The organism is Polaribacter sp. P097, from assembly GCF_036864555.1.
In the GTDB taxonomy this organism is placed as follows: domain Bacteria; phylum Bacteroidota; class Bacteroidia; order Flavobacteriales; family Flavobacteriaceae; genus Polaribacter.
The window spans coordinates 23,039-35,450 of the sequence record NZ_JAZETJ010000003.1 but is presented as its reverse complement, the minus strand read 5'-3'; the positions used below and the strand labels follow the sequence as shown (position 1 = coordinate 35,450).

Here is a 12,412-nt window from a genome sequence, read left to right as displayed (position 1 = left end):
ATTTTGTATTTCAAAACTATTTCGAAATTTATTTTTTTTGTGATGATAGGTTGTCAAATAGTAAAACTTAAATTTAAGTCGTAGAAATCGGTTTTAAATTATAAAATTAAGCAATTATCATAAATTTCTACTACCGCATACTAAATAATAAATTAATATAGTGACTTTTAACTATTACTTTCTTTTAAGAAGTCTAGCTGGATTACCAATGAAAATAGAATTACTAGGAACATCTTTTAATACAACTGAACCGGAACCTACTATTGCAAATTCTCCAATATTGACATTTTCTCTTATTGTTGCATTCGTCCCTATATGAGCACCTCTCCCCAAGGTTACATTACCTCCAACAACAGAGTTAGCTGTAATATGTGAAAACCTCTTCATAGTACTGTCATGTCCTAAAAACGAATTAGGTAATAGTATACAATTATCTTCTATAGTTGTATCTGGAGAAAGTTGAGCTAAAGGAGAAATTAAAACACCGTTACCAATACTACAGTAACCACGAGGTATTATTGCAGTCGGATGAATTAGTGTTGCAAATCTCGATCTAGGTATGTTTAAATTAGATATTTTTTCAAAAACTTCCTTTTCATTTTTCATTCCAATGTAGCCAATAAAAAAATAGATATCTTCATCATCTAAAAATTTAGCAACATCTTTTGATGTGCCTATTACCTTATGTTTTTTATAAACACCTACTGTATCTCCAACTGGAACAAAATCATTTAAAAAACCAAGCATTTCATAAGTTCCTAAGTCTTGAGCTACTGAAGCTGCAATCATACCTATACCTCTTCCTCCAAGTACTATAAGCTTTTTCATCTGTTTTTTTCAATTAAATTTTGTTTATAAAGTATTTTTTTTGCCGATTTTATCATTGGTGGACCAATAAACTTACCATTTATTATTGCTACACCTTCACCTGATTTCTGTGCCTGTTCTGATAATACCAACATTTCCTTAGCACTTTTAACTTCATGTTCGGAAGGTGAATAATATTTGTGAACCAAAGGAATTTCTTTTGGATTGAGCACAAGCATACCTTCAAAACCTAAATTTTTAGAAACAATTAAGTTTTTCTCTAAATCTTCTAAGTCATGAACCCTTATATGAACAGTATCTATAGGAACCTTATTCGTTGCTCTTGCTGCCATTGCTATTATAGATCTTGGAGTAAATAGACTTACATGTTCGGCATCATGTATCCCTTCGAGATCTGTAATAAAATCTTCAGAACCATATGCAATTGCAATAACCCTTTCGGAAGCTAAACAAATTTCTTGAGCATTTAATACAGCTGCTGCAGTTTCAATTAATGGAATAATTTTAAATGTGCCTACAGGAATATTTTTCTCGTATTCAATAGTTTCTAACAATTTATCGAAAAAATACACATCTTCACCGTTCTTAGATTTTGGATACATAAAACCAGTAATCCCTTTAACAGCTAATTGAGCAATATCTTTTAATAGCTCACCACTCTCTCTATCATTTACTCTTGGAAAAATTTTCCTCCCTTTGAGTAATCCAGAATTTAAGTATTTTAAAATTGTATCTCTTGCTACCTGTTTATTTGCCTGTGGTTGCACGGAATCTTCAACATCTAAAAGCAAAACATCTGCTTTAGATTTACATGCACTAGTCATTAATTTTTCATTATGACTAGGAACAAACATAAGGCTTCTTAATAATATTTTTTCCATAATTATGATTTTTTAAATACAAGTACTTTCCTTTTAAAAGAGAGCACATCAATATTATTTTGATTCTTCGCAATTGTTTCTACATAAACAATACCTCTATCATTTTTTGATGTTTCCCATTTATCCAATATTGTAGTTCTTACGTATAAAGTATCATTTATATGAACAGGGCTAAGATGTTTAATAGACTCATACTCTAAATTAGCTATAGCTTTACCACTTATATCTGAAACCGTAATTCCAACTACTAAACTAAAAACTAAAGTACCAACAACTAATATCTTACCGTGTTGTTTTTGTTCTGCATAATCTACGTTTAAATGTATTGGATGATGATTCATAGTCAATAAACTAAAAAAGTTATTATCACTTTCAAAAATTGTTTTAGTCAATTCATGATTTATGGTTTCTCCTTTAATGAAATCTTCATAAAAATTTCCGAAATTATTTTTCATTTACTTAGTGTTTTTTTTTAATATTTCAAGCGCTTTTAAAGCATGTGGTTTTTCTATTACTTCTTTATTAAATACAAATGGAGCAAAATCTTCTCCATTATAATTTTCAGGTAATTTGCTTAAAATATTTTTTGCCCAAAAAGTATCTTCTTCGTTTTGTTTATTTGTTTTTAGCCATTCTAATTGTTTTGGATGAATTATAAATTTTGCATTATAACCATTATCTATACCATTTTTTACCTCATTATTAAATTTTTCTTTATTAAAAATTTCCATTGAAGCTATATCAATTGCAACAAAATCATATGCTTTAGCTATATATAATAATTCTTTCCTAGGATAATCTAACTGATTTTCTTCATGTTTTGCATTTAAAAATGTTGTTAAATCATGAGAGCCAAGTGCTAAACCTATTATATTTTTTAAGTTCTTATTATAATCCATCATTAAAGCGAATCTCATTTCTAAAAGAAGTTTAGGGTGTTCTATTAAAACAATAAACTTAATATCTTGAAATTTCTCACAAATAGTTATAAGCTCTGCTGCAGATTTTAATTTTGGTAAAATAATTAAATTGATTCCATTATCTTTAAACTTTTGAATATATTTTAAATCTACATCATTATCAAAGTCACTTCTAACAGGCAATCTATACCAATAAGATTGATGATTTTCAATAAGATGTAATTCTTTAAAATAAATATCAATATCTTTTTCAATAATTGCATCTTCAAAATCAATAATTATAAAGTTAGGTTTACTTTTTTTGATTTTTTTTAAATTCTGTAAACGAGAAGCTGGTATAAAAAAATAAGACTGCAATTTTTAATTATTTAGTTTATTTAAAATTAAACAAATTTGACTAACATCATCTGAACTAAGATTTGAATATAATGGTAAGCACAAAATTCTTACTGAAATGCTTTCAGATATTGGCATACTTGTTTGGATCACATAATTTAATGTATTGAGGGATGGATAAAAATATCTTCTTGGAAAAATATTATTTTCATTTAATATTTTTTTTGCTTTTAGCAATTGTTGTTCAGTTTTGAAAATAATCGGATAGTAGCTATAGTTCCAAACCGTATCTTCTCTATGTAACATTCTATTTATAGAATCAAATTGTAAGTTATTGTTATAAAAATCTACAACTCTTTTTCTATTCTTAAATATTTCATCAATATGAGCTAAAACTGTTAGGCCCATAGCTGCTTGTAACTCACTCATTTTAGCATTAATTCCAACACCATGAAAATCTTCTGGTCCGTTATGCCCAAAATTATGACTATAAAAAAGTTTTTTATTTAATTCTTCATCATTACAAAAAAAAGCACCGCCTTCACCTGTATGAAATATTTTTGTAGCATGAAAGCTACAAGTGCTTACATTTCCATAATTAAAAATACTCTGTCCTTTATATGTAACACCAAAACAATGAGCTGCATCATATATTACTTTTAAATTATATTTTTGTGCAATTCTTTCAATTTCAAGTATATTACATGGATTACCGAAAACATGAGTCGCAAGAATTGCCTTTGTGCTTTCTGTAATTGCCGCCTCAATTTTAGATTCGTCAATTGTTAGGTATTCTTCATGAATGTCCACAAAAACCGGTGTGCATTTTTCCCAAACTATTGATGATGTTGTGGCAACATAACTAAAAGGTGTTGTAATTACTTCACCACATCCAGCCAAAACATTAAGTGCTATTTGTATCGGTAAAGTACCATTTGTATTTAGAGTAATATTATTTATTCCTAAATGGTTTTTTATTTTTTCTTCAAGTTCTAATACAAGTTCCCCTCTATTAGTTAACCATTCATTTTTCCAAATACGCTCAAGTTGTTTATTATATTCTTTTAACGGAGGAAAATAAGTTTTAGTTACTGGTATCATAAGTTTTTTTGTCTGTTTACTTAATGAAAATGTTTGGTTTTAAAAAAATAATTTGTTCTAATATAAAATTCATAAACCAGAACTTAATAGAATCTTCATCTTAACATTAAAAAGAAGATCTATTCATTAATCTATTATCTTATTCAGATAATCATAGTAATTACCCTTTAAATTTTTAATTTTTTGTTTTAAATCGAGACTTTCTATCCACTTGTATTTTAATGCTATTTCCTCCAAACATGCTATCTTAAGTCCAGTACGTTTTTCTACAGCTTTCACAAACTCCGTTGCCTCGGTAAGTGATTCATGAGTTCCTGTATCTAACCAAGCAAACCCTCTACTCAAAACTTTAAGTTTTAAACTTTTCTTCTCTAAATAAGTTTGATTAACTGAAGTAATTTCTAGTTCTCCACGAGATGATGGTTTAACTTTTTTTGCAATTTCAACTACAGATTTGGGGTAAAAATATAACCCGACAACAGCATAATTAGATTTAGGGTGTGTTGGTTTTTCTTCTATTGAGATAACGTTATTGCTTTTATCAAACTCCGCAACCCCATATCTTTCAGGATCATTTACATAGTTACCAAAAATAACAGCTTTCTGTTCATCTTTAACAACTCTAACAGATTCTTTAAGAATGCTTTGCAATCCAGCTCCATAAAAAATATTATCTCCGAGCACTAAACAAACATCATCATTCTGAATAAAATCTTCGCCAATTATAAATGCCTGAGCTAAACCGTCAGGCGAAGGTTGCTCTTTATAACTTAACTTAATTCCAAATTGAGAGCCATCTTTTAATAGCCTCTTAAAATTGGGTAAGTCATTTGGGGTAGAAATGATTAAAATTTCTTTAATACCTGCTAACATTAAAACTGATAACGGGTAATAAATCATTGGTTTATCATAAATAGGCAGCAACTGCTTACTTACACTTATTGTTAAAGGATGCAACCTTGTACCAGAACCGCCTGCTAAAATAATGCCTTTCATAATTAACTGTATTGCTTTTCGTAGTATTTCAAGTAATCACCATTAATAATATTACTCATCCATTCTTCATTTGCCAAATACCAATCTATAGTCTTAGAAAGTCCTTGTTCGAATGTAACACTTGGTTCCCAACCTAATTCTTTATTAATTTTACTTGCATCTATGGCATATCTTAAATCATGACCTGGTCTATCTTTAACATAAGTGATTAACTTTTCACTTTCTCCCTTTTCTCTTCCTAATTTTTCATCCATTTGTTGACATAATAGTTTAATCAAATCTATATTTTGCCATTCATTAAAGCCTCCAATGTTATAAGTTCCTCTCATTATCCCCTTATGAAAGACTAAATCTATAGCACTTGCATGGTCATCTACATATAACCAATCACGTGTATATTTACCATCGCCATAAACTGGTAATGATTTGTTATTAATAATATTGTTTATAAATAAAGGAATTAGTTTTTCAGGAAACTGATTTGCACCGTAATTATTAGAACAATTTGAAATTACATATGGTATTTTATATGTTTCTCCATAAGCTCTAACAAAATGATCTGAACTTGCTTTTGAGGCAGAGTAAGGTGAATTAGGGTCGTATGATGTTGTCTCAGTAAACAACCCTGTATCTCCTAAAGTTCCATAAACCTCATCCGTACTTACATGATAAAACAGTTTACCTTCCCAATTATTTTGCCATAAATTCTTAAATGAATTCAACAAAATCATCGTTCCCAAAATATTCGTTTTAGCAAAAGCTAAAGGATCTGAGATAGATCTATCTACATGGGATTCGGCAGCTAAATGAATTACACCATCAAATTGATGTGTTTCAAATATGGATTTGATATATTCATCATCTGTAATATCTCCTTTCAAAAATGTATAATTCTCAGATGATTCTACATCAGTCAAATTCTCTAAATTTCCTGCATAAGTTAACGCATCCAAATTAAATATTCGATAATCTGGATAGTTGTTAACAAACAACCTTACAACATGAGAGCCTATAAAACCAGCTCCTCCTGTAATTAATATTTTTTTTGACATATATCTTTAAAATACATTTTAAATTTAATAATTCCTGCTCAGTTACTCAAAAACTGTAGAAGACTTAATATCTATAAATAAAATTTAGAAAAAACTTTTGAATTTTAATTAGTAATAAAAAGACTAATCTCTACCTAAATCTTATTCAGCTTGTTTCAAAATTTCATGACCTGCTTTCAACAAATCTACATCTTTTCTCATCAGAGCAACATCACCTTTCATCATATCTTTAACAAGAGAAGCTAAATCATGCTCTGGCACCCACCCTAACTTTTCTTTTGCTTTTGTTGGATCACCTAATAACAAATCTACTTCCGTTGGTCTAAAATAAGTAGGGTCAATAGATAAAACTTCTTTACCTAATTGTATTTGATAATCTTTGAAATTACAAGCTGTAACAAATGCTTTTTCTTCTACCCCTTCACCTTTAAATTCTAATTCTATACCTACTTCACTAAAGGCCATCCTTACAAAATCACGAACGGTTGTAGTGACACCAGTTGCAATTACCCAATCTTCTGGCTGTTCTGCTTGTAAAATCATCCACATCATTCTTACATAATCCTTAGCATGTCCCCAATCACGTTTTGCCTCTAAGTTCCCTAAATAAAACTTATCCTGAAGCCCTAATGCTATTTTAGCAACGGCACGTGTAATTTTTCTTGTTACAAATGTTTCACCTCTTCTTGGAGACTCGTGATTAAATAATAAACCATTACATGCAAACATATTATAAGCTTCACGATAATTTTTTGTAATCCAAAAACCATAGATTTTTGCAACACCGTATGGAGATCTTGGATATAGTGGTGAATTTTCATCATAAAAACCGCTGCTATTTTTATTTTCTGGTAATCCTCCAAATAACTCAGATGTAGACGCTTGGTATATTCTTGTTTTCTTTTCTAAACCTAAAATCCTTACAGCTTCTAATATTCTGAGTGTTCCTAATCCATCAACATTACCTACATATTCTGGCATGTCAAACGAAACTTTTACATGAGACATCGCACCTAGATTATAAATTTCATCAGGTTGACATTCTTGAATGATTCTCGTTAAATTCATAGAGTCTGTCAAATCTCCATAATGTAATTTCAATCGTTGATTAGGATCATGAGGGTCTTGGTATAAATGATCTATTCTGTCTGTATTAAATAAAGAAGCCCTTCTTTTAATACCATGAACCATATATCCTTTTTCCAATAATAGTTCTGCTAAATATGATCCGTCTTGACCTGTAATCCCGGTGATTAATGCTACTTTCATATAATTTAATTCGCTTCTAACTTTACTTCTTTTATATTCTCAATATTTTCTAAAAACCATTCATAGGTTTTTTCAATTCCATCTTGTAATTCTGTTGAGTATTGCCAACCTTTATGCTGCATTTTTGAAACATCCATTAATTTTCTTGGTGTTCCATCTGGTTTTTCAGAATCCCAAACTATATTTCCTTTGTGACCAGTAACTCTTTGAATTGTTTCAGCCAATTCTTTAATAGTTATGTCTTTACCAGAACCAACATTATATAGGTATTCTGGCAATTTATTCTCTAAAGCATAAACTACTGCTTCTGCCATATCATCTACAAATAAAAACTCTCTCATTGGTGTTCCACTACCCCATAACGTCACATCTGAATTTCCATTAATTTTAGCTTCATGAAACTTTCTTAACATTGCAGGTAAAACATGTGATGTTTTCAAATCAAAATTATCAAAATATCCATACAGATTAGTCGGCATCAAGCTCACAAAATCTTTTTTGAACTGCTTTCGAATGGCTTGACATGCTTTAACCCCTGTTATTTTCGCTATTGCGTACCATTCATTAGTTGGTTCTAAAGAATTAGTAAGCAAATACTCTTCTTTGAGTGGCTGTGGAGCCAACTTTGGATAAATACAAGAACTTCCTAAAAAAATAAATTTATCAATACCCGTTTTTAAAGCACCGTCAATTAAACTATTTTGAATTTGTAGATTTTCCATTAAAAATTGATATGGAAAATTATTATTTGCTAAAATGCCACCCACTCTTGCAGCAGCATCAATAATAGCCTCAGGCTTTTCTGTTTTTAAAAACTCTAAAACGGCTGCTTGATTTTTTAAATCTAACTCCTTACTAGTTTTACCGATTAAGTTTGTATATCCTTTTTTTTCTAAAGCTCTCCAAACAGCAGAACCTACCATTCCGCGATGACCTGCAATATAAATTTTGGTGTTTTTATTCATTACAAACTATTTACCAATTTGAAAATATTCAAATCCCTTATCCTCTAAATTAAATGCATTGTATTGATTTCTGCCATCAAAAATAACTGGTGCTTTCAATTGTGTCAAAATTTCCTCAAAGTCCGGAGATCGAAACTCCTTCCATTCTGTTAATAAAATCAAAGCATCAGCCTCTTGTAAAACTTCATATTTAGAATTACAATAGGTTATGTTTTTTGCATCTTTTAAGTAAAATTCTTTTGACTCCTCAATTGCTTTTGGATCGTAAGCCTTTACATTTGCTCCTCTTTTCTCTAATTCTTTGACGATATAAATAGCAGGAGCCTCCCTCATATCATCAGTTCCTGGCTTAAAAGCTAAGCCCCACAAACCAAAAGTAAAACCTGTTAAATCTTCTCCAAAACGTTTTACTATTTTTTGAGCAATCACTAATTTTTGAGCATCATTAACATTCTCTACAGATTCTATTAGATTTGCTTTATACCCATTTTCTTCAGCAATCTTCTTTAGAGCTTTAACATCCTTAGGAAAACATGAGCCTCCGTAACCTGCGCCAGGGTAAATAAAACTGTAACCAATTCTTTTGTCTGAGCCAATACCAATTCTTACTTTATTGGCATCTGCACCAACCCTTTCACAAATATTCGCAATCTCATTCATAAATGAAATTTTTGTTGCCAACATTGTATTTGCAGCATATTTTGTCATTTCCGCAGAACGAATATCCATAGTGATAAAGCGATCATGCGTTCTAAAGAAAGGTGAATATAATTGCTTCATTTTATCAAAGGCATAATCGGAATCTGCACCAATCACCACTCTATCTGGTTTCATGAAATCATCTATAGCCGCTCCTTCTTTTAAAAATTCCGGATTTGATACGACATGAAACTCAATATTTTCTCCTCTTCTATCCAATTCAATTTGAATGGTAGTTTTCACTTTATCTGCTGTACCGATAGGAACCGTAGATTTATCCACAACAATTAATCTTTTAATCATCGTTTCGCCAATAGATTTAGCAACCGCTAAAACGTATTGCAAATCCGCAGAACCATCATCACCCATGGGTGTACCTACTGCAATAAAAACAATTGCGGCATCACTAATGGCATCTCCTAATTGGGTGGTAAAAAACAAATTCTTGTTTTTTACATTTTTTTGAACCATCTGTTCCAAGCCTGGTTCGTAAATTGGAATAACCCCTTGTTCTAATTTTTGAATTTTATTTTGATCAATATCAACACAGGTCACTTTGTTTCCCATTTCTGCAAAACAAGTACCAGAAACTAAACCTACATAACCAGAGCCTATAACAGCTATATTCATAAACGTGTACTAATTTACTATTTTTCTGTGAAGATATAAAAACAATAATCTTTTAAGGAATTAAAGTTAATATTTAGGGGAAATCTCCTTTTTCTTTTTATTGCAAATATAATTCTATTTAACAGTTAACAAAATGAAATTAACAGATTTCACAATTTGATAAAACAATCAAACAGAACTTATTAAAGTAGTATTAAATTCACCATATTTTAAGTTATTGAAAAAAATGGATGCTTTAAATATTTGAAACTAGCTTCTTGATTTCGAATGGTATGAATAATTTCAATCGATGGTTTGGCTTCATTGATGGCATAACCATTACCTTTTAAAATTTCTTGGTAAGATAACGTATGTAAATCAGTGAATCCATTACTAAATTCTAGTTCCTGGCCATCTACAGTAATAGAACGAAAAGTACGTTGTTGTTTTTCTTTAATTTGTAATGGTAAATCATTTGCATCTATGGATAGAAACCAACGGACTCTAGCATTTTCAAATTCCAAATACCCAGAAGCTCTGTGCGGTTCATGCAGATGTGTTTCAATAGTTTGCACATTACCAAAGATCCAAGATAACATATCAAAAAAATGCACTCCTATATTTGTCGCTATTCCTCCTGATTTTTCTAAAGCTCCCTTCCATGATATATCATACCATTTACCGCGAGAAGTGATATAGGTTAAATCTACTTCATGTTTGGTTTTTGAGTGCTGATTTTTAATTTTGTTTCTTAATTGAATGATGCTCGGGTGCAAACGCAATTGCAAAATAGTATGGATTTGTTTCTCATACTGGATTTCAATTTCTTGTAAGGCATCAATATTCCAAGGATTCAACACCAATGGCTTTTCACAAATGGCATCAGCCCCAGCACGCAATGCCATACGAATGTGTGCATCATGTAAATAATTTGGTGTACAAATACTGATATAATCTAGAAACTGCCCATTTCGTTTTAATTTTTCTATGTGACGATCAAAGCGTTCAAATTCCACAAAGAAATGCGCATTAGGAAAATACGAATCCATAACACCGACCGAATCAAATTTATCTAAGGCACAAACTAAATTGTTGTTGGTTTCTTTGATTGCTTTTAGATGTCTAGGCGCAATATAACCTGCAGCTCCAATTAATCCGAAGTTCTTCATTATAAACTTTTATCTACCATTTCTTTAGGCAATATACCTTTTACATCATATACTACCGAAAGTTCTTTTTTTATTTCTTTTAAATTTATGCTCAGAAACTCATCATGAGCTACCGCCAAAACAATACCATCGTATTTCTTATTTGGCAATTGATTCACTGCTTCAATTCCATAAACCTGATCCACCTCTTTTGGATCTGCCCAAGGGTCAAATACGGTTACCCTTGCACCATATTCCTGTAGCGCAGAAACCACATCGATAACTTTAGAATTTCGAATATCAGGACAATTCTCTTTAAATGCAATTCCTAATACTAAAATACTAGCGTTTTCGATTGGCACCTTCCGTGAAACCATCAATTTAATCACTTGAGAGGCCACATAATCTCCCATACTATCATTAATTCTTCTACCCGCTAAAATAATACCTGGATAATACCCAATTTGCTGCGCTCTCTGGGCTAAATAATAAGGATCTACACCAATGCAATGCCCACCTACCAGTCCTGGTTTAAAAGGTAAGAAATTCCATTTCGTACCTGCTGCCGCCAATACTTCTTGGGTATTGATATTCATTAAACAAAAGATTTTTGCCAATTCATTAACGAATGCAATATTGATGTCTCGTTGCGAGTTTTCAATTACTTTTGCAGCCTCCGCAACTTTAATACTTGTTGCCAAATGTGTACCTGCTACAATAACTGATTGATACAATTGATCGACTTGTTTGGCTATTTCAGGAGTAGAACCTGACGTAATTTTTAAAATGTTTTCAATCGACCGGTTTTTATCACCAGGGTTTATACGCTCTGGAGAATATCCCACAAAAAAATCTGAGTTATAGTTTAAACCAGAGGTTTTTGCCAAAACCGGTACACAAGTATCTTCAGTTACTCCAGGATACACGGTTGATTCATAGATAACAATAGCATCTTTCTGCATTACCTGCCCAACAGTTTCACTAGCCTTTATCAATGGCGTCAAATCCGCTTGATTGTTAATATCCACTGGTGTAGGAACAGTAATGATATAATAATCACATCCTTTTAAGTCTAATGATTGATCCGTAAAAAACAATCCGTTTTCTTGATCATCAACCTTCTTCAAAACGTTTACCAATTCTTTTTTCTCTACTTCCAAAGTCGCATCTACACCTTCTTTTAGAGCTAGAATTCTATCTGGCTTAATATCAAAACCCACCACCGCATACTTTTTCGCAAAAAGATTTGCTAGTGGTAGTCCAACATACCCCAAACCAATCAAACCAATTTTTGTTGTACTCATAAATAATTCCTACTAAATCTAAGGAACAAAAATAAGAAAAAGAAGGGCAAATACAGCCCCTCAAGTGGAAAACAAAAAGCACGAATGTGAAACAAATACATTTTTGTAGTAAAACGAATCAAACCAAAAGGAACATTTGCCTATTTAAACTGTAATATTGGAGCCCAATAAGCTTAAAAAGAAAATAGTCATGAGGATTAAAACTCTTTTACAAATAAGATATTTGTAAACATAAGCTTATTTAAAAAGTATTGATAGTATCTGGTAAAAGTTAAGATACTTTTTAACTAAAGTTACCATACTT

12 protein-coding genes are annotated in these 12,412 nt (G+C 31.1%); all 12 read right to left on the bottom strand.

Features of this window, described 5'->3' with window-relative positions:
* Nucleotides 1-174: 174 nt before the first annotated feature.
* The 12 genes from V7R38_RS11885 to V7R38_RS11830 all read right to left on the bottom strand — a co-directional run bounded on the left by V7R38_RS11885 (nt 175) and on the right by V7R38_RS11830 (nt 12,108).
* Nucleotides 175-828 (bottom strand): NeuD/PglB/VioB family sugar acetyltransferase, encoded by a 654-nt coding sequence (locus V7R38_RS11885; RefSeq protein ID WP_334058722.1) that lies wholly within the window; start codon nt 826-828, stop codon nt 175-177.
* Nucleotides 825-1,709 (bottom strand): HpcH/HpaI aldolase/citrate lyase family protein, encoded by an 885-nt coding sequence (locus V7R38_RS11880; RefSeq protein WP_334058720.1) that lies wholly within the window; start codon nt 1,707-1,709, stop codon nt 825-827. Before V7R38_RS11880 ends, V7R38_RS11885 begins: the two co-directional genes overlap by 4 nt.
* A gap of 2 nt (nt 1,710-1,711) precedes the next feature.
* Nucleotides 1,712-2,164, bottom strand: coding sequence for a MaoC family dehydratase (locus tag V7R38_RS11875; RefSeq protein ID WP_334058718.1), 453 nt, complete (start codon nt 2,162-2,164; stop codon nt 1,712-1,714).
* Nucleotides 2,165-2,986, bottom strand: a complete 822-nt coding sequence (locus V7R38_RS11870; protein ID WP_334058716.1) for an aldolase/citrate lyase family protein — start codon at nt 2,984-2,986, stop codon at nt 2,165-2,167.
* Between the two features lie 3 nt (nt 2,987-2,989).
* Nucleotides 2,990-4,066 carry a DegT/DnrJ/EryC1/StrS family aminotransferase gene (locus V7R38_RS11865; protein WP_334058714.1) on the bottom strand — a complete coding sequence of 359 codons (1,077 nt, stop codon included), beginning with the start codon at nt 4,064-4,066 and terminating at the stop codon, nt 2,990-2,992.
* Nucleotides 4,067-4,192: 126 nt separating this feature from the next.
* Nucleotides 4,193-5,062 carry a glucose-1-phosphate thymidylyltransferase RfbA gene (gene rfbA / locus V7R38_RS11860; protein WP_334058712.1) on the bottom strand — a complete coding sequence of 290 codons (870 nt, stop codon included), beginning with the start codon at nt 5,060-5,062 and terminating at the stop codon, nt 4,193-4,195.
* Between the two features lie 2 nt (nt 5,063-5,064).
* Complete coding sequence (gene rfbB / locus V7R38_RS11855; protein WP_334058710.1) at nt 5,065-6,114, bottom strand: dTDP-glucose 4,6-dehydratase; 1,050 nt, start codon at nt 6,112-6,114, stop codon at nt 5,065-5,067.
* A gap of 141 nt (nt 6,115-6,255) precedes the next feature.
* Nucleotides 6,256-7,383: a GDP-mannose 4,6-dehydratase gene (gene gmd, locus V7R38_RS11850; protein WP_334058708.1), complete on the bottom strand. Its 1,128-nt coding sequence runs from the start codon at nt 7,381-7,383 to the stop codon at nt 6,256-6,258.
* 5 nt (nt 7,384-7,388) lie between these two features.
* Nucleotides 7,389-8,348: a GDP-L-fucose synthase family protein gene (locus tag V7R38_RS11845; protein ID WP_334058706.1), complete on the bottom strand. Its 960-nt coding sequence runs from the start codon at nt 8,346-8,348 to the stop codon at nt 7,389-7,391.
* Between the two features lie 6 nt (nt 8,349-8,354).
* Complete coding sequence (locus V7R38_RS11840) at nt 8,355-9,677, bottom strand: UDP-glucose dehydrogenase family protein (protein WP_334058704.1); 1,323 nt, start codon at nt 9,675-9,677, stop codon at nt 8,355-8,357.
* Between the two features lie 209 nt (nt 9,678-9,886).
* Nucleotides 9,887-10,825, bottom strand: a complete 939-nt coding sequence (locus V7R38_RS11835; RefSeq protein ID WP_334058702.1) for a Gfo/Idh/MocA family protein — start codon at nt 10,823-10,825, stop codon at nt 9,887-9,889.
* Nucleotides 10,825-12,108, bottom strand: coding sequence for a nucleotide sugar dehydrogenase (locus tag V7R38_RS11830; protein ID WP_334058700.1), 1,284 nt, complete (start codon nt 12,106-12,108; stop codon nt 10,825-10,827). Before V7R38_RS11830 ends, V7R38_RS11835 begins: the two co-directional genes overlap by 1 nt.
* Nucleotides 12,109-12,412 lie beyond the last annotated feature (304 nt).

Bases quoted from the DNA above. Each gene is read 5' to 3' on its own strand.
- V7R38_RS11885 (WP_334058722.1), bottom strand. From the start codon at position 828: ATGAAAAAGCTTATAGTACTTGGAGGAAGAGGTATAGGTATGATTGCA.
- V7R38_RS11880 (WP_334058720.1), bottom strand. From the start codon at position 1,709: ATGGAAAAAATATTATTAAGAAGCCTTATGTTTGTTCCTAGTCATAAT.
- V7R38_RS11875 (WP_334058718.1), bottom strand. From the start codon at position 2,164: ATGAAAAATAATTTCGGAAATTTTTATGAAGATTTCATTAAAGGAGAA.
- V7R38_RS11865 (WP_334058714.1), bottom strand. From the start codon at position 4,066: ATGATACCAGTAACTAAAACTTATTTTCCTCCGTTAAAAGAATATAAT.
- rfbA (WP_334058712.1), bottom strand. From the start codon at position 5,062: ATGAAAGGCATTATTTTAGCAGGCGGTTCTGGTACAAGGTTGCATCCT.
- rfbB (WP_334058710.1), bottom strand. From the start codon at position 6,114: ATGTCAAAAAAAATATTAATTACAGGAGGAGCTGGTTTTATAGGCTCT.
- gmd (WP_334058708.1), bottom strand. From the start codon at position 7,383: ATGAAAGTAGCATTAATCACCGGGATTACAGGTCAAGACGGATCATAT.
- V7R38_RS11845 (WP_334058706.1), bottom strand. From the start codon at position 8,348: ATGAATAAAAACACCAAAATTTATATTGCAGGTCATCGCGGAATGGTA.
- V7R38_RS11840 (WP_334058704.1), bottom strand. From the start codon at position 9,677: ATGAATATAGCTGTTATAGGCTCTGGTTATGTAGGTTTAGTTTCTGGT.
- V7R38_RS11835 (WP_334058702.1), bottom strand. From the start codon at position 10,825: ATGAAGAACTTCGGATTAATTGGAGCTGCAGGTTATATTGCGCCTAGA.
- V7R38_RS11830 (WP_334058700.1), bottom strand. From the start codon at position 12,108: ATGAGTACAACAAAAATTGGTTTGATTGGTTTGGGGTATGTTGGACTA.